This is a genomic window from Aminithiophilus ramosus, from assembly GCF_018069705.1.
Lineage (GTDB): Bacteria > Synergistota > Synergistia > Synergistales > Aminithiophilaceae > Aminithiophilus > Aminithiophilus ramosus.
Map to the genome: position 1 here is coordinate 700,560 of NZ_CP072943.1, position 23,599 is coordinate 724,158.

Genomic DNA, 23,599 nt, shown 5'->3' on the forward strand with positions numbered 1-23,599 from the left:
TGAAGTTGATACCGATTGTGTTTCATTATATCATCATAGCGATTCTCATCAAAAAGAGGTGGCCTCATTGCATCGATCAAATGCCACAAAGCGGGCCGTCCTCTCCGTCCTTCTGGAGCGCAGAGGGAACCTGGTCTCGAGCGGCCTCCTTCGCACTCTGGCCGGCGTGACGCGACAGGCCATATGGAAATCTGTCGAGTCCCTCCGCGAGGAGGGGTTTCCCATCTTATCGGTCCCTCAGAAGGGATATATCCTCAAGGAGGCCGCCTTTCCCGATCTGGCCCCCTCTTGGATCGACTTCCTTCTGAAAGATTCTCCCTGGGGACATCCCGTCCTCCTGTGGGAAAGTCTTCCCTCGACCCAGGAAGTCCTCAAACAGATGGCCAGAAACGGAACACCGGCCGGTGCCCTCTGTCTCGCCGAAGAGCAGACCCTGGGACGAGGGCGTCGGGGCCGCGTCTGGTCCTCGCCTCCGCGGGGAGGCCTCTATTTTTCCCTGCTCTCCCGCCCTCGCCTGCTACCCTCTAAAATCCAGCTGCTCAATCTGGCTGCCGGCCTCTCCGTCAGTCGATCGCTCCAGCAGCTCTTCGGCATTCCCTGCCAGCTCAAATGGCCCAACGACATTCTCTGGCAGGGAAAGAAACTCTGCGGTATCCTCAGCGAAACGGCCTGTGAAGCGGATCGGGTCCACTACGCCGTCACCGGCATCGGCATCAACGCCAATATAGCGCTCTCCGCCTTTCCCCGCGAGCTTTCCGATCAAGTCACCTCCCTCGCCTCCATTCTGGGCCGGGAGATCGACAGGGGCAGAGTCGTCGCCGGAATCATCTCCGACCTTCATCGCCGCCTCGCCCTGCTGGAAACTCCCTCGGGAGAGGAGAATCTCATAGCGGAGTATGGCCGCCACTGCCATACGCTGCGACGGGAAGTCCGTGTTCTGACGGGAGAGAGGATCTACGAAGGGCTGGCCGTCGCCCTCAGTGCCGAAGGGGCCCTCTGTGTCGAAACGGAGGAGGGCCTTCTCTCCTTCAGCGCCGCCGACGTGGTTCACCTCCGTCCCCGCTAGCAGCAGGGGCACCGTTTTCCCTTTCAGGAAAGGAGGGGATCGCCATGAGGCTTACAGAACTCAGTCGCAGCAGTGGTTGAGCCGCCAAAATAGGTCCGGCGGACCTACAGAAAATCCTTGACGGTTTGGTTCCCGCAAGCGGAGAAAGGCTCCTGACCGGCTGGTCGAACGGGGAGGACGCCGCCCTCTGGACTCTCGACGAGGAGCGGGCGGGCATCTTCACCCTCGACGTGATCACTCCCGTCGTCGACGACGGAGAGAAGTGGGGCGAGATCGCCGCCGCCAACGCGCTGAGCGACGTCTTCGCCATGGGTGGGAGGCCTCTCCTGGCCCTGAATTTCGTCGGCTTTCCCGTGGGCTGCCTGCCCTTGGAGGAGCTTCGCCTTATCCTCCAGGGGGGACAACGAAAGGTCATCGAAGCTGGAGCCATCCTGGCCGGAGGGCACAGCATCGAAGATCAGGAACCCAAGTTCGGCCTGGCCGTCTACGGAGAGGTCCTTCGACGATCCATTTGGCGCGTGACGGGAGCCCGTCCGGGAGATGGCCTGATCCTCACGAAACCGCTGGGTACAGGCATCGCCATCGCAGCCATGATGGCCCAGATGTTCGAGCCCGCTTCAGGAGAGACGGCATTGGAGGTCATGAGTCGTCTTAACGATGCACCACTGAAGCTGCCTCCGTCCCTCACCGAGAAGATCCATGCCTGTACGGACGTCACCGGCTTCGGACTCGCCGGCCATCTTCTCGACATGTTATCGCAAGACACCCTGGGCTGCCGCCTTGACGCGGAGGCTCTTCCGGTCCTTCCCGGCGTGGAGGAGGCGGCATCGATGGGACTCGTTCCCGCCGGGGCTTACAAGAATCGCGACCTCTACGGCGGACGCGTTCAAGGCCTCGACTCACTCCACCAGGAAAAAGGGGATCTCCTTTTCGACCCTCAGACGTCGGGAGGTCTCCTCCTGGCCGCAGCAGACGAGCACATTCCCACCCTCGTCGAGACATTGCGACGTTGCGGTTTCAGCGAGGCCGTCAAAATCGGCACTTTTTTCGAGGGATCGAACATCGAAATCGTCTGAACCGGACAGGAGGAGAGCGGAAGGGGGTCACCCCTTTCCGCTCTCCTTCTGTCTTCGTGCATTCCAGATGGCCAAATACTGGTCGTAGAGGAAGAGGAAAAGATCCTGATTGAGAGAAGGGCTGGGAAGAACGACGATCGGCCCCGTCCCCTCTGCCTCGAGACGGACCGTCTCGGGAGTCCAGACGTCGACGACGACGAGCCACTCCCGCCTTCTCGCCTCCTGCAGGGAAAGACGCAGCGAGGGAAGCCCCTCTCCCTGGCACCACTTGTTCCAGACCGCATCGGGCGGCCTAATGGGGGCCTTGACGGCACCTTCGATCAGCAGGGAGCTCCGGCCGGTAAGGTCGAGAAGAGAGACATCGCCGATGATCTGCCGCCCCACGTCGACGGTGCTTTCCAACCTGGACTGGAACTCGGCGAGCCGTCTCTGATAGTAGCTGTAGCGGTCGGAATCGATGTCGGCCAAGACGACGAGAAGACGTTGCCCCAGAAAGGGCAGTCCCGCCGGATCAAGGAAAAGCCTCTCCCGATCAAGTTCGCTCAGAGAAAGGCGGCTGTACAGGGTCCTCATGGAGAGGTGCGTCTCCTGAACCTTCAGCCCGTAAAACAGGATGTCCCGATCATCGAGGGCGATGACCGTCGCCCCCTCGGGAAGCGCTTTTCCCCGGACGCTGTACCTTCCCCCTTCGTCCCAGTCGACAAGAGAGCGGACATCGACGTAGACGCCGCCGACAAAACGACACATGAGCGCCAGCCAGGGCGACGTCACCCAAAGGGAACGGCGCTCCAACTCCGCTCCGGGGGAACTTCGGGGAGCGCCGAGAAGGGTGGAAAGGCAAACAAGCAGGAGTAGAAGAACCCTTTTCACGACGGAAGCCCGTTCCCTCTCAAGAGGAGAAGCTCCCGTCGGAAAAAGGCGCCCCGCGACGTCGACGGGCACAGTGGAAAACATTCTCCATCAGAGAGGCCACCGTCAGAGGACCGATTCCGCCGGGAACGGGCGTCGCGGCACGGGCCACCCCGGCAAGGCTCTCCCAGTCGACATCGCCGACGAGCCTTCCGTCACTGAGGACGTTAATGCCCACGTCGACGACGACGACACCCTGTTTCAGCATCTCGCCGGACAGCACATGAGGTTTTCCGATGCCGACGACGACCAGGTCGGCCTGAGCCAGTGCCCGCAACCGTTCGGTCTCTGCGGATTGACTGTGCAGAAGGGTCACCGAGGCCTTCCTGTGGAGGAAGAGCATGGCCACGGCCTTTCCCACCGTGGGGCTGACACCGAGAACGGAGGCGTTTCTGCCCTTCAGGTCGGCGAAACCATACTCGCCCAGGAGGGAGAGTATGGCCTTGGCCGTGCAGGGAAGAGGCGTGTTCCTGTCACCGAGATAGAGGCTGCCTAGATTAAACCGATGGACGCCTTCGACGTCCTTGACGGGATCGACGCAATCGATGAGACCGCTCAACTCCCACCGGGGCGGGAGAGGGCGCTCGACCATGACGGCATCGACGTCGTCGTCGGCATTGAGGCGGAGAAGGAGTTCCTGCACCTCCTCTATGGAGACGTCGGCAGGAAAGACGAAACGGCGGGCTTCGAGGCCGATGCGCTCACATGTCTTTCCCTGGCTTCTCAGATAAGTGGCCGCCGCCGGGTCCTGACCTATCTGGATCGTGGCAAGACAGGGTCGCCATCTCTGGAGACGTTCCATCTCCTCGATCTCCCTTTTGAGACTGTCGAGCCGCTTTCGGGCCGGCTCGCGCCCGTCCATGACCAGCACCGTCGTCTGTCACCTCCCCCAGGGAATATCGAGGGGTATTGTACCACGACCTTCCCGTCAGGCCGTCCGTCGGAACGTCATGTCCTGCTGCCGGGTTTGACGGCCGGAGTGCCCTGCCTGCACAGAGGGCAGACCTCGGGATTCCACGTCTCGAAAGAGGCCTCCCAGAGTGAATGAAGAGGACCGGAGAGACGATGGGAACCGCCGCTTCTATCGATGACGGACCCCGTGGCGACCCAACGGCCCCCCCCCTCTTCGATCAGGTGCCCCACCTCCGCAGAAGAGCCTCCCGTGGTGATTACGTCCTCGACGACGACGAAAGGGACCGGTCCCGGGTGAGGAAAACGCCGAAGCCGCATGGCCCCCTCCTCCCGTTCGCAGAAGAGAAAGGGAAGGCCCAGGGCCCGGGCCACCTCGTGACCGATGATGAGGCCGCCGATGGCCGGAGAGAAGACGACTTCAGGCCTGTAGGGGGCCAGATGACGGGCCAGAGCCTCACCCGCAAAGGCCGCATAGGCCGGATAGCGGAGCAAAAGGGCACACTGCAGGTAGTCGGCACTGTGAAGGCCCGATGTCAGACGGAAATGCCCCTTGAGATGGGCACCGCTCCGAAGAAGCATCTCCTGAAGACGTTCCCTTTCCATCAGCTGAGACAGGACAACCCCTCCTCGATCTCTTCCAGAATCGTTTCCACGGCCTGACGCCGATCCTTCGCCGCCAAGATGGGCCTTCCGACGACGAGATAATCGGCACCTGCCGCGATGGCCTCCCGCGGAGTCGCCGTGCGGGCCTGATCGTCGCCAAGCAGGGCGGGACGAATCCCAGGCACGATGGTCTTCAGCGACGACGCGGCACGAACTGTCTTCAGATCCTGCGGGGAACAGACGAGACCTCCCAGCCGGGCTCTCTGGGCCGCAGAAGCCCTGGCGATCAGGGCGCTCCGCATGGGAGAGGAGGGATGGACCTCGCTCCACTGTCCCTCGTCAAGGCTGGTCAGAACGGTGACGCCCAGAATCAGCGTTGTGCCGGCCTCCTGGACGGCGGCCCTCATCATGGGCACGCCGCCTGAGGTATGGACCGTCAGGGCCCAGAGCCCCATGCAGCTCAGGGCACGAACGGCAAGGGCGACCGTGTTGGGTATGTCGTGAAGCTTGACGTCGAGAAAGACCTTATGCCCCCGCCTCACAAGGAGCTCCAGGAACGCTTCCCCCCCCTGAAAGAAGAGCCCCGGCCCCACCTTGACGAGGGGAAGCAGATCTCCCGTCTCGTCAAGAAAGGATAGAGCCTCGGGAATAGTCGGAAGATCGAGAGCCACGATCAGTTTCGAGTCTTTCATAGTCTCTCCTTTCGATTTTCTCGGGCGCCTCCGACAAGGGCGGAGACACTCTTCTCGCCGGCCTCGGTGACAAGAACCTCCATTTCGGAGCAGATCCGTGCCGGGGCCCCGAAGTCGCCGGTCAGAACCGTTCCGATCTCGACGGCCGAGGCGCCGGCGAGAATCATGGACAGGGCATCGGCACCGCCGGAAACGCCTCCGCAGCCAACGAGGGGCAACCCCGTCATTCCCGCCGTCTCCCAGAGGAGGCGAAGGGCCAGAGGAAAGACGGCCGGCCCGGAAAGGCCGGCGAAAGTCCTCTCGAAGACGGGACGGCGGCGGTGGACATCGATGGCCATGCCGAGCCAGGTGTTGGCGACGACGAGGGCATCGGCCCCTCCCCGCTCTGCGGCCTCGACGACAGAGGCCCATCGAGGAGCCTGAGGCGTCAACTTCAGCCAGAGAGGGCCTTTCCAAACGCCTCGGGCCACCTGAAGGACCTGAAGGACACCGGAGGGATCCACGCCCCAGGCCATTCCCCCGCAGGAAACGTTGGGGCAGGAGACGTTGAGTTCCACGGCCTCGGGCGGCATCTCCATGGAGAGCAACAGGTCAAGGGACCGCTCCAGGTCGTCGAGTTTCTCGACGGCCACGTTGGCGACGAGAGGGCGACAACGTGGCAAAGAAGGAACAATCTCCGTCACAAAGACTTTAACGCCCGGATTCTGAAGGCCGATGCTATTCAACAGACCTGCCGGAGTCTCCCAGAGACGAATTCCTCCGTTTCCCGGGCGTGCGTGCCAGGTGAGCCCCTTGGAGCAGATGGCACCCACGCCGCGAAGGGCCTCTTCCGACCAGAAGGCTCCGTCGAAAGGCCAGAGCCCCGAGGCAATAACAAGAGGCGTGGGCAGCCGAAGCGAGCCCACAGAGAGGGAGCGGTCAACGGGGAAGTTCATCCCAGAGGACCTCCTTTCCGTCAAAGACGGGACCGTCGACACAGACGCGAAGAGTTCCGGAGCGAAGGGGAACGGCGCAACCGAGGCAGCCGCCATAACCGCAGGCCATCCTCGCCTCGAGGCTGACGGAGATACGCCCGGGCACGATAGCGGCTACGGCAGCCATCATGGCCCGAGGTCCGCAGGCCCAGACTTCGTCGCCTTCTTTCATCCTCTCCGCCAGGAGGTCAACGACCGTTCCCTTCCGGCCCAGCGAGCCATCGTCGCAGGCGACGCGATGGGGAAAATCTCGGCCGTCGAGCCACTGAAGCAGTCCTCGCCATGCAGAAGAAGAAACACCCAGGAGAAGCTCTGTCTCCATCTCCGCCGAATGGCGCTTCCAAGCCACCAGCAGAGGCGCCACGCCCATAGCCCCCGCCACGAGCAGGAGTCTCTTACCCGTCGGCTCGGGAAACCCTCTGCCCTGAGGACCTCGCACGTCGACGACGTCTCCCTCGCAGAGGCGGGAGAGGGCCTCCGTTCCCCGGCCCTGGACGTGAAAGATAAGCCCCATTCGCTCTCTCTCCTGCCAGGCCACGGCGAAGGGACGCCCCAGAAGGGGATCGCGGCCCCATCGGCTATCCCTGATGAGGACGAACTGACCGGGCGTGGCCGCAAAGGGCTCCTTCAGGGCCAGGGTCAGGGCGACGAGATCGCCTCCCAGCCTTTCGAGGGAGACGACGGCACCCCGATGATCCACGGGAAGGGAAGAGCCGGCCACGGACCTACCCTCTGGGCTCGAAGGGCACGCCGTCGACGAGGGTCAGGATAGGCCACCCCTGAAGAAGCATCCCCTGCCAGGGACAGTTGCAGCCCTTGCTCTGCCAATCGGCTCTGTCGACGACGCGCATCTCCTCCAGATCAAGAACCGTCAGATCGGCGCGGCTTCCCTCGGCAATCCGCCCTAGCCCCTGCCAGGCCCGAGGGAGAAGGGAGGCCGGACGCGAGGTCCAGAGGGCCAGAAGCCTCTCCAGCGGGAGGGGCCTGCCTCGCCTCTTCCAGGCATCGAGCACGACGGCGACGGCACACTCCAGAGAGGCGATGCCGAAAGAGGCCTCCTGGAAGGGGAGGTCCTTCTCGTCCTCATGGTAGGGAGCGTGATCCGTCGCGATGGCGTCGATCGTTCCGTCGGCCAGGGCTTGCCAGAGCGCCTCCTGATCTCTCACGCTTCGCAGAGGAGGATTGACCTTGAAGACGGAGTCGAAAGAACTTTCCAGAACGGCCTCTTCCGTCAGCGTCAGATGATGAGGCGTCACATCGCAGCTGACAGGAAGTCCCTCCGCCTTCGCCTCACGGATGAGATCGAGGGCACCTGCCGTACTCACGTGAGTGAAATGCAGAGGAGCGGCTGTCTCGCGCACAAGGGCGATGCCGCGGGACACGTCGACGATCTCTCCCGAGGCGGGCCACCCTTTAAGGCCCGACAGGGAGGAACAACGCCCCTCGTTGACCTGCCCGCCGGCCGTCAGAGAGGGCTCTTCAGGATGCTCCATGACGCGGACACCGATGTCACGGGAGTAGAGAAGCACCCGGCGAAGCAATCCGGCGTCGGAAAGAGGCGCTCCGTCGTCGGTGAAGAAGACGGCTCCGGCCTCGGCCATGGTGCCCATCTCGGCCATCTCCTTCCCCTTCCGGCCCTTCGTCGCAGCCCCTGCAGGAAGAATGCGGGCACCTCCGGCGCGGGAGGCCTTGTCGAGAACGTAGGCCACCAGAGGAGCCACGTCGAGGGCGGGATCGGTGTTGGCCATGGCCACGGCCGTCGTGTAGCCTCCGGCCGCCGCCGCTCTGGAGCCGCTGACCAGGTCTTCCCGCCACTCCTGGCCGGGATCGCGAAAGTGTGCGTGCAGGTCGATCAGGCCGGGAGAGAGGATCCTGCCCTCGATGTCGATCGTTCGGACGCCTTCCATGTCGGCCATACCGGAAGCGATGGAAACGACACGTCCGTCATCGATGAGGAGATCGACCTCCCCTTCCCTGAAAGTCAGGCCGTCGAAAAGACAGGCATTTTTGAGCAGCAACATCAGCGGGCACCTCCCAGACAGAGAAAGAGCAGCGCCATCCGGACGGCGACACCGCTGCGGACTTGAGGAAGAATGACGCTCTGGGGACCGTCGGCGACGGCCGATGCGATCTCGACGCCGCGATTCATCGGTCCCGGGTGCATCACGAGGGCCTCCGGTTTGGCCTCGGCGAGGAGAGCCTCCGTGGCACCGAAACGACGATGGTACTCGTCGACGGAGGGGAAAAGCCCCTCCTGCTGCCGTTCCCGCTGGATGCGGAGAAGGTAGACGATATCCGATCCCCTGACGGCCGCCATGGGATCGGGCTCGTAGCGGACTCCGAGGGCCTCCGTCTCGACGGGCATGAGCGTCGCGGGGCCGGAAAGGACAACTTCGGCCCCCAATTTAGTGAAACCGATAATGTCGCTGCGCACGACGCGGCTGTGAAGGACATCGCCGACGATAGCCACTTTGGCCCCGTCCAGCTCGCCCAGTCGCCGTCGGGCCGTGTAAAGATCGAGGAGCGCCTGGGTGGGATGGGCATGAGCGCCGTCACCGGCGTTGAAAACCGAGGCCCGTTTCAGGCGTTTCGCCAGATAGGCCGGGACGCCGACGGCCCCGTGGCGGACGACGACGGCATCGGCTCCCATGGCCTCGAGCGTCCATGCCGTGTCGCGGAGCGTCTCTCCCTTGCTGACGCTCGAACCGGAGGCAGACCAGTTGACGACATCGGCGCTGAGCATTTTTTCGGCCAGTTCGAAGGAGACTCGCGTCCGCGTCGAGGCCTCGAAGAAGAGGTTGACGACCAGTTTCCCCCTAAGGGCGGGAACTTTCTTGATAGGGCGATCCATGAGGGCCTCCATGTTGACGGCCTGATCGAGAAGGTGGGTGATTTCCTCACGAGTCCAGATATCGAGATCGATGAGATCGCGGCGTTTCCAGCTAAACATCGGCACTCTCCCCCTGTTCGCAGATGACGACCTCGTCGGCACCGTCATACTCCAGAACCCGGACCTCGACAATCTCCGACTTGGACGTCGGAACCAGGCGCCCCTGATAATCGGGATGGATGGGAAGCTCCCGATGACCTCTGTCGATGAGTACGGCCAATTGCACCGCCTGAGGTCTGCCCATATCCATCAGGGCATCCAGGGCCGCCCTGATCGTTCGCCCCGTGTAAATCACGTCGTCGACGAGGACGACTTTCATCCCGTTGATGTCGACGGGGATGGAGGTGCTGTGGACGACAGGCTGATCGTGGAGAAGCGTCAGGTCATCGCGGTAGAGCGTGATATCCAGCTCTCCAGAAGGGAGCTTCGTCTCCTCGATGGTCCGGAGGTACTCCATCAATCGCCGTCCCAGAAAGACCCCGCGCCGCTGAATCCCCACGAGCACCACCCTGTCGAGACCTCCATTCCTCTCGACGATCTCATGGGCCATCCTCTTGAGAGCTCTCTCCATCTCCTCCGATGAAAGAACTTTGGCCTTCTCACGAAGCATCATTTCGCCAACCTCCCCATCATAAAAAAAGGACCGCGGCCTTGGTGAAGGCCGTGATCCCCGAAAAACGGACAGTTTCATGGACAAAAGCGCCTACAGCAGATCTCACGCCGGCCACCTCCTCAGAGAGAAAATCTCTCTTCGGGAACCAGCATATCAGGATTCGCGTTTCGATGCAACCGGTTGCACCAAAACTTCCAAGGCCTTTTCAGCGGCAGCGAACTCGCCTTCCTTGCGGGAGCGGCCGGTGCCGATGCCCAAGAGATCTCTTTCCAGCCAGACTTCGACGACAAAAAACCTCTCGTGAGGAGGCCCCTCTTCGGCAACGACACGGTAGAGAGGAAGCTCCTTCCCCTCGGCCTGCAACTGTTGCTGTAGGCGTGATTTGGGGTCCAGCGTCGATGGCGACGTTCGCTGCCACAGGAGACGGCCGATGACTCGACGCGCCTCGTCGAGACCTCCGTCGAGGTAGACGGCGCCGAAAAGGGCTTCCACGGCATCGGCGACGGGAGAAAGTTTTTCCCGGCCTCCCTGCAGTTCCAGGCCCTTGCCGAGGAGAAGAGTCGGCGACAGATCGAGCAGACGCCCCCACTCGGCCAGAGAACGACCACAGACGACGGAGGCCCTCTCCTGAGTCAGTCGCCCCTCGTCCCAATCGGGATAGGCCTGAAAGAGGGCTTCGGAGACGACAAGCTCCAAAACGGCATCGCCAAGAAACTCCAGGCGCTCGTTGAAAAAGGGAAGCCCTGACTCATGGGCGTAACTCGAATGAGTCAGGGCTCTGTCGAGAAGCGAGGGATCGCGAAAGACGTAACCGAGGCGGGTCTGGAGAAGGCGAAGGGATGTTCCGCGTCCTCCTTGGTAAGGTTCCATCTAGGATCTGTAGGCCTCCAGGGCAAGCACGGCGTTGTGGCCGCCGAAACCGAAACTGTTGACGAGAACGCGCCGGACGGGGTGATTCTCGATCGTCTTCGTGACGATATTGAGAGGACATTCGGGATCGAGGTTCTCGACGTTGATCGTCGGGTGGATGACACCCTCGACGAGAGACTGGATGGCGGCGATGCTTTCGACGGCCCCCGCCGCACCGAGAGCGTGACCGATCATGGATTTCGTCGAGTTGACGAGAATCGCGTCGGCGAGGTCGCCGAAAAGCCGGCGAATCGCCATCGATTCCATCTTGTCGTTGAGAGGCGTCGAGGTCCCGTGGGCGTTGATGAGCTCCACGTCGGAAAGCTGCCAACCGGCCTTTTCCACGGCCTGGGCCATGGCGCGGGAGGCGCCGTCGCCCTCGGGATCGGGAGCAGTGATGTGATAGGCGTCACAGGTGGAGCCGTAGCCCTTGACCTCGGCGTAGATCGTCGCCTTGCGCCTCAGGGCGTGATCGAGCTCTTCGAAGACGAGGACTCCGGCGCCTTCGCCGAGGACGAAGCCGTCTCTGTCGACGTCAAAAGGACGAGAGGCGTGAGCCGGGTCGTCGTTGCGCGTCGAAAGGGCCTTCATGGCGGCAAAACCGGCCGTGCTGATGGGCGTGATGGCCGCCTCGGCGCCTCCTGCCAGGATGACGTCGGCATCGCCGCGGAGGATGGCATAGTAGGCCTCGCCCATGGTGTGCGTCGCCGTGGCGCAGGCCGTGACGACGGCAAGGTTGGGCCCTTTCGCTCCGAAGCGAATTCCCACATAGGCCGCAGGCATGTTGCTGATCATCATGGGAATGAAAAAGGGGCTGACCCGGGAGGGGCCCTTCTGGATGAGGGCACGCATGTTCTCGAAACTGGTGGTGATGCCGCCCTCTCCGCTTCCCAGGTAGACACCGAATTTATAGGGATCGAGGCTCTTCACGTCAAGGCCGGCGTCGGCCACGGCCAGATCGGCAGCGGCGACGGCGAACTGAATGACCCTATCGGAACGCCTGGCCTCTTTTCTCTCCATCCAGTCTTCTGCCGAGAAATCGCGAATTTCACCGGAAATGCGGACGGAGAAATCGGTGGCGTCGAACATCTCGATGGGGCCGATGCCGTTACGCCCCTCTTTAAGAGCCTGCCAGTAATTTTCTCTTCCGTAACCGATGGGGCTTACCACGCCCAGACCGGTGATGACGACTCTTTTCAAGCGAGTCACTCCTTCAGTTCGGGGCTTTCCCCGGGTTTGCGACAGGCGGAAAGGCGGGGCGCAGGAGAATCGCTCCCGCGCCCCGGAAAGGGCGGGGAAAGTTACTCCTCGATCCCCAGCTTGTTCTTGACGTAATTCATGGCTTCCTCGACATTGGTCAGCTTTTCGGCGTCCTCATCGGGAATCTCGATATCGAACTCCTCCTCGATGCCCATGATGAGCTCGACGATATCGAGGGAGTCGGCTCCAAGGTCCTCGACAAAGGAGGCATCGGCCTTGATCTGCTCCTCTTCAACGTCGAGGCGATCGATGACGATATCCTTCAGGCGCTTCTGAATTTCTTCCATCTTCACGTTCTTCACCTCCTTCACGGGAGTCTGTCTAGTGCATCGACATGCCGCCGTCTACGGCGATGGTCTGTCCGGAGACATAGGCCGCTTCCTCGGAGGCCAGAAAAGCGACGAGATGAGCCACCTCATCGGGCGTTCCGGGACGACCGAGGGGAACCTGGCTGAGAAGGTTTTCGCGGATCTCCGCTTTAAGTTGCCCCGTCATGTCGGTCTCGATGAAACCGGGAGCCACGACGTTAGCCGTGATGCCTCGGGGACCGAACTCACGAGCCACCGTCTTGGTGAAACCGATGATGCCGGCCTTGGACGCCGTGTAGTTGGCCTGGCCCACATTGCCGGAGAGGGCCACGACGGAAGCGATATTGATGATGCGCCCCCAGCGGGACTTGGCCATCGAACGCAACGCTTCCCGACTGCAGTAGAAAACGGAGGACAGGTTGACGTCGATAACGGCCTGCCAATCCTCGTCTTTCATCCTCAGGAGAAGACCGTCGCGGGTGACGCCGGAGTTGTTGACCAGGACGGAAACGGGGCCGAGGGACTCCGAAAGGGCAAGGAAGAGCTTCTTCACGTCGGAGGCGGAAGAGACGTCGGCACCGAAGGCAAAGGCCGAGACACCTTTCTCCCTGATGGCAGCGACCACCTCCTGGGCCTCCTTCTCGGACCGGTTGTAGTTGACGGCGACGGAAAAACCACGTGCTGCCAATTCAAGGGCGACGGCCCTACCGATACCCTTTCCCGCTCCCGTGACGAGAGCGACGCGACCGTTCTCTCCCATTCTATTGACCCTCTTTCAGGAAGGCAAGGGAACCTTCGATGTCGCCCACATCGCCCAAATTCGCCGTCGACGCGCCTTTGAGGCACTTCTTCGCCAAGCCGCTCAGGACCCTTCCCGGACCGACCTCGAGGAAACGGTCGACGCCGAGCGTTCCCAGGTGAAGCATCGATTCCTCCCAGCGAACGGGACTGAAGGTCTGTTCGTAAAGGGCCCTCTGCAGGGAGTCCACGGTGCCTTGAGGCGTTGCCCAGGCGTTGGTCACGATGGGCCAGGTGGGCTCACACCAGGTCATGGAGGAAAAGGCCTCTCTGAGCCTGTCGGCGACGGGAGCCATGAGTCGGCAATGGAAGGGAGCGCTCACGTTGAGAAGAAGAGCCCGTTTCGCTCCCATCTCCTTGGCCAATGACATGGCCCGCTCAAGGGCGTCGACGTGGCCGGAGACAACGATCTGCCCCGGAGAGTTAAAATTGGCGGCCTCGCAGACTCTCTCTCCATCGACGGCGGCGCAGATCTGACGGACCTGGTCCGCCGTCAGGCCAAGCAGGGCGGCCATAGCCCCTTCGCCGAGAGGCACCGCCTCCTGCATCAGCCGTCCCCGGAGATGAACGAGACGCACGCCGTCCTCCAAGGCCAGGACGCCGGAGGCCACCAGGGCCGAGTATTCGCCGAGGCTGTGGCCGGCGAGAAAGGCCGGAGCCAGATCGCTTCCCATTTCCTCGCGAAGGACCTCGAAGGCGGCCAGACTCGCCACCAGGATGGCAGGCTGAGTGAACTCCGTCTTTCGAAGTTCCTCTTCAGGCCCTTCAAAGACGATCCGACTCAGAGGAAAGCCCAAAGCCTCGTCGGCCCTCTGGAAAAGAGACCGAGCCGTTCTCGATCGTTCGACGAGGCCGCGGGCCATACCCACCTCCTGTGAGCCTTGGCCGGGGAACAACAGAGCATAGGACATCGGCACCAACACCTCTTCCTCAACAGGTCGGGGAAAATCGACAGATTTTCTCCAGCGCAGCCGAGGCCTCTCTGAAAAGGCCTTCGATGATGGCCTCGGCGGGTTCGACGGACCGGACCAGACCACAAATCTGGCCGGCCATGAGCGACCCCCACTCCGCATCGCCGTCGACGACGGCCGCTCGGAGCCTCCCACTTCCCAGAGCCTCCAGCTCTTCGACAGAGGCGCCGGAGGCCTCCAGTTCCTCGAACCTCCGGGCCAGCTTGTTGCGGATAACCCGAACGGGATGGCCCGTCGGTCTGCCGGTGACGACGGTGCTCCGATCGCCGGCGTCGAGCACCGCCTGTTTGTAGGCCTCGTGAACGCGGCATTCGGCGGAACAGAGAAACCGTGTCCCCACCTGGACCCCCTCGGCACCGAGGCAGAACGCGGCCGCCACGCCGCGGCCGTCGGCGATGCCGCCGGCCGCGATGACGGGGATGGAGACGGCATCGGCGACCTGGGGCACGAGGGCCATCGTCGTCGTCTCGCCGATATGACCTCCCGCCTCGCTGCCCTCGGCGACGACGGCATCGGCACCCTGCTTCTCGACACGCCGGGCATGGGCCACGGAGGCGATGACGGGGATGACGACCGTTCCGAGAGGTTTGAGCCTCTCCAAAACCTTGCCGGGGCTGCCGGCCCCCGTCGTCACGATGGGAACACGATAATCGGCGGCCAAGGCCAGGGCCTCGTCGGCCGTCGGCGAAAGAAGCATGATATTGAGGCCGAAAGGGCGATCCGTCAGGGATCGGACCTTGACGAGCTCCCTTTCGAGCTGCTCGGGCGGCATGTTCGCGGCGGCGACGATTCCCAGACCGCCTCCGTTCGAGACGGCTGCCGCCAGCTCGGCGTCAGCCACCCAGGCCATCCCTCCCTGCAGGAGGGGGTACTCTGTTTTCAGCAAAGCCGTCAGACGATTGTATAAAGCCATGGGCCAACTCCTCTCGCTACAGTTCAAAGGCGATCGCACCGTATGTCATGCCGGCACCGAAGCTGGTCATGACGACGAGATCTCCCCGGCCGAGGACCTTTTCCTCCACGGCCTCGTGAAGGGCGATGAAAACGGAGGCCGCCGAAGTGTTCCCCAGATGATCGAGATCGACGTAGGCCTTCGCCGGATCGACGTCGAGTCGACGAAGGACGCCGTCGATGATGCGAAGGTTGGCCTGATGGAAGATCCAGTTCGCAACCTCCGAGGCCTTGAGATCCGATTTTTCGAGGAAGTCCTTGAGAAAGGCGGGCAATTTGCGATTGACGAACTTGAAGACGTCATTGCCCTTCATCTGAACATAATGTTCTCGCCCCGCGACCGTCTCCAAAGAGGCAGGCCTCTGGGCCATGCCCGCAGGCAACGTGATGAGATCATGGAACTCTCCTTCGGCACGAAGATCGGCGGAGATAAAACCTCTCGTGCCCTCCGGGGCCGCTCCCAGGATCACCGCTCCTGCTCCGTCGCCGAAAAGGACACAGGTGTTCCGATCCTCCCAGTCCAGAAGGGGAGAGAGGACTTCGGCGCCGATGACGAGAACGTGGTTCCAGATGCCCGATGCGATTCCCGTGACCGCCATGGAGAGAGCGTAGATGGAACCGGTGCAGCCAGCCTGGACGTCACAGGCACCGGCTTTAGGCGCCCCGATCTTTCCCTGGACCTTGGGCCCTACTCCGGGGAAAAGGGTATCAGGCGAGTTGGTCCCGACGAGGATCATATCGACCGATTCGGCCGGGATACCCGCCGCCGAAAGAGCCCTCTCGGCGGCCTCGGCCGCTAAGTCACTCGTGAGCTGTCCGGGCTCTGCGATATGTCTCACCCGGATTCCCGTCCGCTCCTGGATCCAGGCGTCGCTGGTGTCGACCATCCGCGAAAGCTCATCATTTGTGAGGATACGGTCGGGAAGGGCAATGCCTGTTCCCAGAAGAGCGACTCTTCGGCCGCCGAAAAGGGGCATCCTACATCCCTCCTTGAGTGATCTCCCTGCTGATCAGCTCGACGCCCCGCTTGAGGACGAAATCGCGGGCGACGCCGAGCGCGCTGGCTATGGCCGGTGCCTTCGAGCGGCCGTGGGCCTTGATGACAGCGCCTCGGACTCCCAGAAGAGGCGTGCCCCCGTACTGCTCATAGTCAAAACGCGTCCAAAGTTCCTTCAACATGGGAAGCATAAAGACCATCCCCACCTTGGGCAGAATCCTCTGGCCCATCTCCTCGCGGAGAAGGGCATAAACCGCCTCGCCCAGCCCCTCCATAACCTTGAGGAGGATATTGCCCGTGAATCCGTCACAGACGACGACATCGGCGGGGCCGACGGGGATATCCTTGCCCTCGACGTAGCCGATGAAGGTGAAGGGGCCTTTGCGCAGGACATCGCGGGCCTGGGCGATGACGTCATCGCCTTTGATTTCCTCTTCCCCGTTGGCGAGAAGAGCTACTTTGGGATCGGCGACGTTCAGGACATGTCGCATATAAAGACCGCCCATGAGGGCGAACTGGACGAGATTCAAGGGCTTGCTCCGCACCGTGGCGCCGACGTCGATGAGCATGCGGAGACGATCGATGGCCGGAAGGGGAACGCCGAGTCCGGGCCTGTCTATGCCCGGAATGCGACCGACGACAAGAACACCTCCAGCGACGATGGCCCCCGTGTTGCCTGCCGATATGCAACCCTGGGCCTCACCGGAGCGGACCATCTCCATGGCGATTCTCAGGCTCGACTTCCTTTTGTTCCTGATAGCCACCGACGGCAACTCATCCATGGTTATGACCTCTTCGGCGTTGACGACATGAAGTCGTTTCGCCACCGACGACGAGGCCTCCGCGATAAGAGGTGCAACGCGAGATCCCGTCCCGACGAGGGCCACTTCCAGATCGGGAAAACGGTCACAGGCCATCAGGGCTCCACGACAGGTTTCCGCCGGGGCGTTATCGCCGCCCATGACATCTAGGGCCAGAAGCAAGGAGGCACCCCCTCTCCACGTTCAGAGTTTTTCCGCTTCCGCGGTTTCTGACAGACAGGCGACGACAATGAAACGGCCGACGAAAATTTCCCTGTCGGCGACTCGAGTCCGGACACTGACGACGTTTTTGTTCCCTTTGCGAACGCCGACTTTAGCTCTGGCTATCAGCTTATCGCCCACGTGGGCAGGAGACTTGTAACGCACACGGGCCGCGCCGGTGACGACCATGTCGGCCTCGACGACGGCCATGGCCAGAGTGCTGGCCTGACTGTAGATGTAATGATCCCACACGATGCCCGTATGACGGAAGGCCATCTCCTTGCTCGTCGTCAGATAGGAAAGGGCAAGGTGGTCGGGCTCCAGCTCCAGAAGATCGCCTATAACCTCCTCCTGCCTCAGCGAACGAAGGCGGCGATTGGCCTTTTCGGCCATTCGCCTCATCCGTTCCCGCAGCTCTGGAAGGCCCAGAAGGGCTCGATCCAGGCGGACCGTGCCGACGCTGACGCAAAGGGTCAGAGCCAGATCTTCGTCCGTCAGAAGAGGATTGGCCTCGAGGAGTTCCATGAGGTTTTTATGTCGCATCTGTTTGACTATCGACCGAGCCAAAGGGAAGTCCCCCTCGTTGGTATCTGGTGCTAAGAACAGTTCTGATGATGGAGTCAGTATAGAGGGGTCCCTCTTTTTGGTCAAGAGGTCCTCAGCCGAAGGTAACGAAAGGAAAAGGGAACAACGCGTAAGCGCCGCCGCCGGCCGGAGGAACCCGGTCGACGGCGGCGCTTACGCGTTGCCGCAGAAAAGGGATCAGGCCTCTTCCGTGCCCATCTCTACGGCCTTGCGGCCCCGGTAGTACCCACATTCGGAGCAGGCACGATAAGTCATGATGACCTCGCCGCAGTGGGGGCAGGTGGTCACAGCAGGGGCGCTCAAAGCCCCCAGCCACTGGGCCTTTCTGCTGGCCGTGGCGGCATGCGAGACGCGTCGTTTCGGAGTTGCCATGTCAGTTCCCTCCCTCTGGTACCTCTTTATCGTCCCGAAGGCCTTCGAGCTCGCGAAGAGCCTCAAGGCGGGGATCGGCTGCATCGACGGGGCAATGGCACGGCTCTCTGTTGAGATCGGCACCACAGCAGGGACAGAGGCCCCGGCAATCTTCCCGACAAAGAACGACGGCCGGAAGCGAAAGGACGAGGCTCTCCCAGAGGGGCGTCGCCAAATCGATTTCCCTGGCCGAACGGTCGAGAAAGAGGATCTGATCGTCGGTGAACTCCGTCTCTCCGTGATCGCTGCCCCGCAAAGAATAAAAATAGCGGACTTTGCCCTCGATTGCAAGAGGGGCGGGAGAAAGACAACGGGCGCAACGGGCCACAGCTCCTCCGGAAAAAAGAAGGGTCAGGACGATCCCCTCTCCGCGCCGGGCCACCTCGGCTTCGACGTGCAGGAGCGGCGCCCAGGCGTACGTCTGTCCCCAATGTTCCAGCTCCCCTTCAAGGGGGAGATCCCAGGAGTAGGAGCGAACTCCTTCGACCAGATCGGCGAGGGGAATCGTCGGAGCGATCTTCCAGTCGGGAAAGGTCACGGCCGGAACGCCTCCGTCACCGCGTCAAGACGAGCTTGACCGTGTCGCGGGCGATGACGAGTTCTTCGTTGGTGGGGATCACCATGATGGCGACGCGGGAATCGTCGGCACTGATGATCTGCTCTTTGCCGCGGACCTTGTTTTTTTCCGGAGCGAAGCGGGCTCCGAGGAATTCGAGGTCGCGGCAGACGGCGTCGCGGATGTCGACGCCGTTCTCTCCGATGCCGGCAGTGAAGACGATGGCGTCCAGACCGCCCATGGCGGCCGCGTAGGCACCGATATACTTTCTGATGTGATAGACGAGCATGTCCAGGGCAAGCTGAGCCCTCTCATTGCCCTTGGCAGCGGCCTCTTCGACGTCGCGAAGGTCGCTGCTGACGCCGGAGATGCCGAAGACGCCGCTCTCCTTGTGGAGGACGTGGCTCATGGCCTTCGTGTCCATTCCCTCGGCCTCCATGACGGAGAGGACGACGAGGGGATCGACATCGCCGCAGCGGGTCCCCATGAGGACGCCCGGCACGGTCCCGAAACCGAGGGTCGTATCGACGGAGCGCCCCCCGTCGACAGCCGTGATGGAGCTGCCGTTACCGAGGTGGCAGGTGACGATTTTCAGCGATTCCACGGGGCGGCCGAGCATCTCTGCGGCCCTGTAGGCGACGAAATAATGGCTCGTGCCGTGGAAACCGTAACGCCTGATCCTGTTCTCGCTGTAGTAGTGGTAGGGAATGCCATAGACGAAAGCCCTGGGCGGCATCGTCTGGTGAAAGGCCGTGTCGAAAACGGCGACCTGAGGGAGCTGGGGGAGGACTTCGACCATGGCCTTGATGCCCGTAAGGTTCGCTGGATTGTGGAGGGGAGCAAGGGGAACGACCTCTTCGATGCCCTTGAGAACCTGACTGTCGATCCTGACGGACGTCGCGAAGCGGTCACCGCCGTGGACGACGCGATGACCGGCGGCAGCAAGCTCATCGAGGCTGGAGATAACGCCGCAGCTCGGATCGAGAAGACGGTCGAGAACGAGCTGGATGGCCTTTTTGTGATTGGGAATGGGCACATCGGTGACAACGGGATCCCTATCCGTCTTGACGTGCTTGATGCGGGCGCCGTCGATGCCGATGCGCTCCACAAGCCCCTTGGCCAGAACCGATTCATCGGTCATGTCGAAAAGCTGATACTTGAGGGACGAGCTGCCGCAGTTGAGGACGAGAACCTTCATGTTCTTTTGGACCTCCCTTGACCTGTCTGTTCTCCTAACCGTATCGTAGGGCAAACACGGAGGTGCAACGATGACGAGACGTGTGGCGGGAATCGTCGCCGAATACAACCCTTTTCACAGCGGACATGCCTACCACCTCGCGGAAGCCCGCAGGGTCACGGACGCCGCAGCCGTCGTGGTGGTCCTCTCCTCCCATTTCGTCCAGAGGGGCGAGCCAGCCTGTCTCGACCCCCAGACAAGAACGGCCATGGCCCTCGAAGGCGGCGCAGATCTCGTCGTCGAACTGCCCGTACCCTTCTGCTGCCACAATGCCGGCGTTTTCGCCGGAGCCGCCATCGACATCCTGGCCGCCACGGGCGTCGTGACGGACGTCGTCTTCGGCATGGAGGATCGTGAGGCGCCGATCGAGACAATCGCGTCCATACTACTGGACGAACCGGCTCCTTTCAAGGAGGCATTGGCCCGAAACCTCCGAACAGGCCTCTCCTTCGTCGAATCGCGGAGCCGCGCCATCGATGCCCTGCTGCCCGGAGCGGGAGGCGTCCTGTCCCGTCCCAACAACAGCCTGGCCGTCGCCTACGTGCGGCAGATCTTCAAGGCCCGATACCCCCTCGAAGCCAGGCCCATCTGCCGACTGGGCCCCGGCTATCACGACCGGACCCGGGGGAGGATCATGTCGGCCACGGCCCTTCGAGAGGCCCTGAAAGAGGGAGACAGATCCGCCCTGAACGAGGCGATGCCCGAATACGCCTTCGGGCGGATTTCGGCCTCTCTGGCCTCGGACCGATGTCTTGCCGACGACGAAACGCTCTGGCGCACGATGCGGATTCTCTTTCTGCGGGAGGGATCGACCCGGCTTGCCTCGATGGCCGAAATGAGCGAGGGGATCGAGAGAGCCTTCGTCCGAGAGGCACGATCGGGCCGCACCTGGAGGCAATTCGTCGACAGCCTCACGTCGAAGCGCTACCCCAGGGGACGCATTCAGCGGCAGGCGATCCACTGTCTCCTCGGCCTGGACCAGGAGACGAACAGAGCCCTTCAGCGCTCGGGCCCCCTTTTCTCGCGAGTGCTCGGCGCCAACGGGACGGGACGGGACCTCCTGCGCGAGATGGGAGACAGGGCAACAATCCCCTTCGTCTCACGCGGCTCGGAGATTCCCGAGGGAGCGGCCCAGACTATCGAGCGGCTCCGCCACGTCGCCGGAGAGATTTGGGAAGGCCTACTCCCCGTCGCCGCTCAACGCGATCCCTTCGAGCCCCCCCTCATGATCTGAGGCTCTTATCCGGAAAATGTTCCCTCAAGCGACGAAAAACACCGGGCGGAACCATATCGGCGATGGCCCCGCCGAAATGAAAGACCTCTTTGACAGCCCGGCTCGAAAGATAGGAGTAGCGCGCGTCGGTGACGATGAACAGCGTCTCGATTTCGGGAGCCAGCTGCCGGTTCATCAGAGATAGCTGAAATTCATACTCGAAATCGGAGAGAGCCCGCAACCCTCTGATGACGATGCGGCTCTGCTCGCGGCGCATAAAATCGACGAGCAGCCCCTCGAAGAAGGTGACTTCGACGTTGGGGAGATGGCTAAGGGCCTCTCGTGCCATGGACTGGCGCTCATCGACGCTGAAGGTGGACTGCTTCTGCGGGTTGACGAGGATGGCGAAGATCAACTCGTCGAAAAGAGAGGCCGCCCTTTCGGCGATGTAGATATGACCGTTGGTGATGGGATCGAACGACCCGGGATAGACAGCGCGAATCAAGGGAAAGCCCTCCTCGGCAAAGCTCAGACGACGGGCCTCAGGAAAGAGAGGACCGTTTCACCGTAGTGCCGCTCTTCGACGAGCGAGAGACGGGCAGGCAGTACGGGAAGAGGCTCGCGGAGCGAACGTTCGATGACGAGACGCGAGCGGCCGTGCATCAGCGCCACGTGGTCCGCCAGGAGTTCGAGGAGCGTCGCCACCCATCGGGACTGATAGGGGGGATCGGCAAAGACGACGTCGAAGACTCTCTCTTTCGATTTAAGGCGCCGAAGGGCCTGACGGACATCGAGGAACCAGACGCCCAGTTCTCTCTCCCCTGCCAGAGGGAGCAGCGCCTCGCAGCGGCCCCGCACGAGTTCCACGGCACAGACGGGCCGGGCCCCTCGGCGCCAAGCCTCGAGGGTCACTCGGCCCGTTCCGGCAAAGAGATCGAGAAAGGACTGCCCCTCCAAAGGACCGAGAATGTTGAAAAGGGCCTGGAGGACCTTGCCCGATGTGGGACGAACCTCTTTCAAGCGTTTCCCTCCCCCATGGCGAAGGGCTTGATGTCGAGAAGAGGCGTGCCGTCGAGGGCGTCGAGACCTCGGACGCGAAGGCTGTCCGGGCCGACTTCGATGAGGCGGCACCGTGTGGCCCCGATGGGGTTGGGACGCTGGGGGGCACAGGTGGCGAAGACTCCCCGGAGGGGGCGGCGGGGATCCCCTTTGGGATGGACCTTGGGCGAATAACCCTGGCGCCGATGAAACCAGAAAAGGACCAAAATATCCTGCCCCGGCTCCAGCCCATCGAGGACTCCCGGAGGAAGACCGACGAAATGGAGCGTCGATTCCGTCTCGGCGAAACTCTCCGGAGCGGCCATCTCTTCTCTGCCGTTGGAGACAAAACCAATGGGGTAGAGATGGAGACCTTTCATGACCGCTTCTCCAGGAGGGCCGCGAGGCCTCCGATGGCAGCATGGACGGCCGGCGTATTAAAGGGATAGGAGGCGTCGTCGACTTTGACGAGACAGTCGTCCTCCCTGGGAACAAGGCGGATATAGAATCTCTGTTCAAAACCCTCATCGCAGGTGACGACCTGGACAAGGCCCGATCCGTCAACGCCGCTGTAGCTGTTGCAGACGACCCAGCGAGCGTCGTCTGTACCTCCTTCGAGACTCGAGGCCGCCCTCAGCCGCTCCGCATCCAGCCGCGCCCCGGGGAGAACGATGTGCATCGGCCCACTCCCTCCTCCTGATATTTTGGCAACCCTGGCAGGTGCCGTCTTCACGACGTGAAGCCGGAAGATGGGTTTGCCCATCTCCATCCACTTGCGCTCATATTTGGTCCTCACAGGTCTGACCGGATCGACCTCGAAGGATTCGAGCCGGAAAGAGGGATGCCCTCCCATGGCTTTTTGGGCCGCCAGGGCATAGGCCTCCTCATCGGTCAGAAGTTCGAAAAACCCTCCCTCGGCCAGGGCGGAGGCGAGGGTTTCGATGAAATCGGGAGTGGTGACCCGCCTTCGGGCATGACGCGTCTTGGGCCACGGACAGGGAAAGTGCATGAAAATCCCCTCGAAATAGGCCTCGGGGAAGGCCTCTCGCAGAAGGAACCGCCCATCTCCCAAGATGAGTCGGACATTCCGCCGACCGGCCAGGTAGACCCTCCGGGCAGCTTTATCGATACAGCGGAGCGAGACCTCGATTCCCAGATGGAGCACCTGTGGTTCAAGTCCCGACCGATGGAAAAGAAATTCGCCGTTCCCGAACCCGATTTCCGCTATGCGTCTTGAAAAAGGAAGTGCGCCGAACCAGTCCGCCGGAGCATCGAGACGGGCGGGCAGAACCAGTGTCTCCCTCAGAGAGCAGCTCATCCATTCCCCTCCTTACCGTGCCGGTCCATTATACTCAAAAGACCCTCCCACCGCTTCCTTCGGGTTTTCTCCGGTTCCTCTTTCCTGAATAAAACGCTATCCTCCCCTTGACCGAACCCTTCAGGGAAGGTACAATACGCTCTGTCTTCGGGACGTAGCGCAGCCTGGCTAGCGCACCTGCATGGGGTGCAGGTGGTCGGAGGTTCGAATCCTCTCGTCCCGACCAGAATTCCAGCGGGGAACCTTCGGGTTTCCCGCTTTTTCGTTCTCCCTTTTCTGGAGGTCTGCAA

Annotated in this window: 28 protein-coding genes and 1 tRNA gene; 4 read left to right on the forward strand and 25 right to left on the reverse strand. The window is 62.1% G+C overall.

The genetic code is table 11. The annotated features are described in order from the left end of the window. The first annotated feature begins 67 nt into the window (after window positions 1-67). Together KAR29_RS03050 and selD are read left to right on the forward strand one after the other, a co-directional pair. On the forward strand, window positions 68-1,066 hold the full coding sequence (locus KAR29_RS03050; protein WP_274374170.1) for a biotin--[acetyl-CoA-carboxylase] ligase: 999 nt from the start codon (window positions 68-70) through the stop codon (window positions 1,064-1,066). Window positions 1,067-1,110: 44 nt separating this feature from the next. Continuing rightward, window positions 1,111-2,142, forward strand: coding sequence for a selenide, water dikinase SelD (gene selD, locus KAR29_RS03055; RefSeq protein ID WP_274374171.1), 1,032 nt, complete (start codon window positions 1,111-1,113; stop codon window positions 2,140-2,142). Window positions 2,143-2,169: 27 nt separating this feature from the next. On the opposite strand, the gene KAR29_RS03060 is transcribed toward selD, so the two are convergent. The 21 genes from KAR29_RS03060 to KAR29_RS03160 all read right to left on the reverse strand — a co-directional run bounded on the left by KAR29_RS03060 (window position 2,170) and on the right by KAR29_RS03160 (window position 19,701). Further along, window positions 2,170-3,012, reverse strand: coding sequence for a hypothetical protein (locus KAR29_RS03060; RefSeq protein WP_274374172.1), 843 nt, complete (start codon window positions 3,010-3,012; stop codon window positions 2,170-2,172). 19 nt (window positions 3,013-3,031) lie between these two features. Further along, window positions 3,032-3,913, reverse strand: a complete 882-nt coding sequence (locus KAR29_RS03065; protein ID WP_274374902.1) for a bifunctional 5,10-methylenetetrahydrofolate dehydrogenase/5,10-methenyltetrahydrofolate cyclohydrolase — start codon at window positions 3,911-3,913, stop codon at window positions 3,032-3,034. A gap of 86 nt (window positions 3,914-3,999) precedes the next feature. Further along, entirely contained in the window at window positions 4,000-4,566 is a 567-nt protein-coding gene (gene pyrE, locus KAR29_RS03070) for an orotate phosphoribosyltransferase (RefSeq protein ID WP_274374173.1), read from the reverse strand. After that, window positions 4,566-5,258, reverse strand: coding sequence for an orotidine-5'-phosphate decarboxylase (gene pyrF / locus KAR29_RS03075; RefSeq protein WP_274374174.1), 693 nt, complete (start codon window positions 5,256-5,258; stop codon window positions 4,566-4,568). Before pyrF ends, pyrE begins: the two co-directional genes overlap by 1 nt. Continuing rightward, on the reverse strand, window positions 5,255-6,193 hold the full coding sequence (locus tag KAR29_RS03080; protein ID WP_274374175.1) for a beta/alpha barrel domain-containing protein: 939 nt from the start codon (window positions 6,191-6,193) through the stop codon (window positions 5,255-5,257). The genes pyrF and KAR29_RS03080 overlap by 4 nt, the downstream gene beginning before the upstream one ends. Next, entirely contained in the window at window positions 6,177-6,932 is a 756-nt protein-coding gene (locus tag KAR29_RS03085; protein WP_274374176.1) for an iron-sulfur cluster-binding protein, read from the reverse strand. Before KAR29_RS03085 ends, KAR29_RS03080 begins: the two co-directional genes overlap by 17 nt. Before the next feature lie 25 nt (window positions 6,933-6,957). After that, entirely contained in the window at window positions 6,958-8,253 is a 1,296-nt protein-coding gene (locus tag KAR29_RS03090; RefSeq protein ID WP_274374177.1) for a dihydroorotase, read from the reverse strand. Then, window positions 8,253-9,182 (reverse strand): aspartate carbamoyltransferase catalytic subunit, encoded by a 930-nt coding sequence (locus tag KAR29_RS03095; RefSeq protein ID WP_274374178.1) that lies wholly within the window; start codon window positions 9,180-9,182, stop codon window positions 8,253-8,255. Before KAR29_RS03095 ends, KAR29_RS03090 begins: the two co-directional genes overlap by 1 nt. Next, the gene (pyrR, locus tag KAR29_RS03100; RefSeq protein ID WP_274374179.1) at window positions 9,175-9,813 is read right to left on the reverse strand and encodes a bifunctional pyr operon transcriptional regulator/uracil phosphoribosyltransferase PyrR; all 639 of its coding nucleotides are present in this window, start codon (window positions 9,811-9,813) and stop codon (window positions 9,175-9,177) included. The genes KAR29_RS03095 and pyrR overlap by 8 nt, the downstream gene beginning before the upstream one ends. Before the next feature lie 75 nt (window positions 9,814-9,888). Then, on the reverse strand, window positions 9,889-10,605 hold the full coding sequence (gene rnc / locus KAR29_RS03105) for a ribonuclease III (protein WP_274374180.1): 717 nt from the start codon (window positions 10,603-10,605) through the stop codon (window positions 9,889-9,891). After that, complete coding sequence (gene fabF / locus KAR29_RS03110; RefSeq protein WP_274374181.1) at window positions 10,606-11,844, reverse strand: beta-ketoacyl-ACP synthase II; 1,239 nt, start codon at window positions 11,842-11,844, stop codon at window positions 10,606-10,608. Window positions 11,845-11,945: 101 nt separating this feature from the next. Next, complete coding sequence (gene acpP, locus KAR29_RS03115) at window positions 11,946-12,197, reverse strand: acyl carrier protein (RefSeq protein WP_274374182.1); 252 nt, start codon at window positions 12,195-12,197, stop codon at window positions 11,946-11,948. A gap of 28 nt (window positions 12,198-12,225) precedes the next feature. Then, window positions 12,226-12,972: a 3-oxoacyl-[acyl-carrier-protein] reductase gene (fabG, locus tag KAR29_RS03120; protein WP_274374183.1), complete on the reverse strand. Its 747-nt coding sequence runs from the start codon at window positions 12,970-12,972 to the stop codon at window positions 12,226-12,228. 1 nt (window position 12,973) lies between these two features. Next, a complete protein-coding gene (gene fabD / locus KAR29_RS03125) occupies window positions 12,974-13,921 on the reverse strand; it encodes an ACP S-malonyltransferase (protein WP_274374903.1) in 948 nt (315 codons plus the stop codon). 19 nt (window positions 13,922-13,940) lie between these two features. Continuing rightward, complete coding sequence (gene fabK / locus KAR29_RS03130) at window positions 13,941-14,894, reverse strand: enoyl-[acyl-carrier-protein] reductase FabK (protein ID WP_274374184.1); 954 nt, start codon at window positions 14,892-14,894, stop codon at window positions 13,941-13,943. Window positions 14,895-14,910: 16 nt separating this feature from the next. Next, window positions 14,911-15,909 (reverse strand): beta-ketoacyl-ACP synthase III, encoded by a 999-nt coding sequence (locus KAR29_RS03135; protein ID WP_274374185.1) that lies wholly within the window; start codon window positions 15,907-15,909, stop codon window positions 14,911-14,913. Window position 15,910: 1 nt separating this feature from the next. Then, window positions 15,911-16,912: a phosphate acyltransferase PlsX gene (gene plsX / locus KAR29_RS03140; RefSeq protein ID WP_274374186.1), complete on the reverse strand. Its 1,002-nt coding sequence runs from the start codon at window positions 16,910-16,912 to the stop codon at window positions 15,911-15,913. A 21-nt stretch (window positions 16,913-16,933) separates the two neighbouring features. Further along, complete coding sequence (gene fapR, locus KAR29_RS03145; protein WP_407649529.1) at window positions 16,934-17,518, reverse strand: transcription factor FapR; 585 nt, start codon at window positions 17,516-17,518, stop codon at window positions 16,934-16,936. Window positions 17,519-17,713: 195 nt separating this feature from the next. Then, window positions 17,714-17,908 (reverse strand): 50S ribosomal protein L32, encoded by a 195-nt coding sequence (rpmF, locus tag KAR29_RS03150; RefSeq protein WP_274374187.1) that lies wholly within the window; start codon window positions 17,906-17,908, stop codon window positions 17,714-17,716. A 1-nt stretch (window position 17,909) separates the two neighbouring features. Then, window positions 17,910-18,485, reverse strand: a complete 576-nt coding sequence (locus KAR29_RS03155) for a YceD family protein (RefSeq protein WP_274374188.1) — start codon at window positions 18,483-18,485, stop codon at window positions 17,910-17,912. 16 nt (window positions 18,486-18,501) lie between these two features. After that, entirely contained in the window at window positions 18,502-19,701 is a 1,200-nt protein-coding gene (locus KAR29_RS03160) for an acetate/propionate family kinase (protein WP_274374189.1), read from the reverse strand. 70 nt (window positions 19,702-19,771) lie between these two features. Here KAR29_RS03160 and KAR29_RS03165 point away from each other — a divergent pair, with 70 nt between their 5' ends. Beyond that, window positions 19,772-20,974 carry a tRNA(Met) cytidine acetate ligase gene (locus KAR29_RS03165; protein WP_274374190.1) on the forward strand — a complete coding sequence of 401 codons (1,203 nt, stop codon included), beginning with the start codon at window positions 19,772-19,774 and terminating at the stop codon, window positions 20,972-20,974. Here the strand turns inward: KAR29_RS03165 and coaD are convergent. The 4 genes from coaD to trmB are packed head-to-tail and all read right to left on the reverse strand — an operon-like array spanning window position 20,964 to window position 23,309. Further along, on the reverse strand, window positions 20,964-21,458 hold the full coding sequence (gene coaD, locus KAR29_RS03170) for a pantetheine-phosphate adenylyltransferase (protein WP_274374191.1): 495 nt from the start codon (window positions 21,456-21,458) through the stop codon (window positions 20,964-20,966). The genes KAR29_RS03165 and coaD overlap by 11 nt on opposite strands. A gap of 23 nt (window positions 21,459-21,481) precedes the next feature. Next, the gene (locus KAR29_RS03175; RefSeq protein WP_274374192.1) at window positions 21,482-21,973 is read right to left on the reverse strand and encodes an RsmD family RNA methyltransferase; all 492 of its coding nucleotides are present in this window, start codon (window positions 21,971-21,973) and stop codon (window positions 21,482-21,484) included. Next, window positions 21,970-22,371, reverse strand: coding sequence for a tRNA (N6-threonylcarbamoyladenosine(37)-N6)-methyltransferase TrmO (tsaA, locus tag KAR29_RS03180; RefSeq protein WP_274374193.1), 402 nt, complete (start codon window positions 22,369-22,371; stop codon window positions 21,970-21,972). Before tsaA ends, KAR29_RS03175 begins: the two co-directional genes overlap by 4 nt. Next, window positions 22,368-23,309, reverse strand: coding sequence for a tRNA (guanosine(46)-N7)-methyltransferase TrmB (trmB, locus tag KAR29_RS03185; protein WP_274374194.1), 942 nt, complete (start codon window positions 23,307-23,309; stop codon window positions 22,368-22,370). Before trmB ends, tsaA begins: the two co-directional genes overlap by 4 nt. A 148-nt stretch (window positions 23,310-23,457) precedes the next feature. Between trmB and KAR29_RS03190 the strand changes: the two genes are divergently transcribed. Further along, a tRNA-Pro gene (locus KAR29_RS03190) sits at window positions 23,458-23,535 on the forward strand. Window positions 23,536-23,599: the final 64 nt, after the last annotated feature.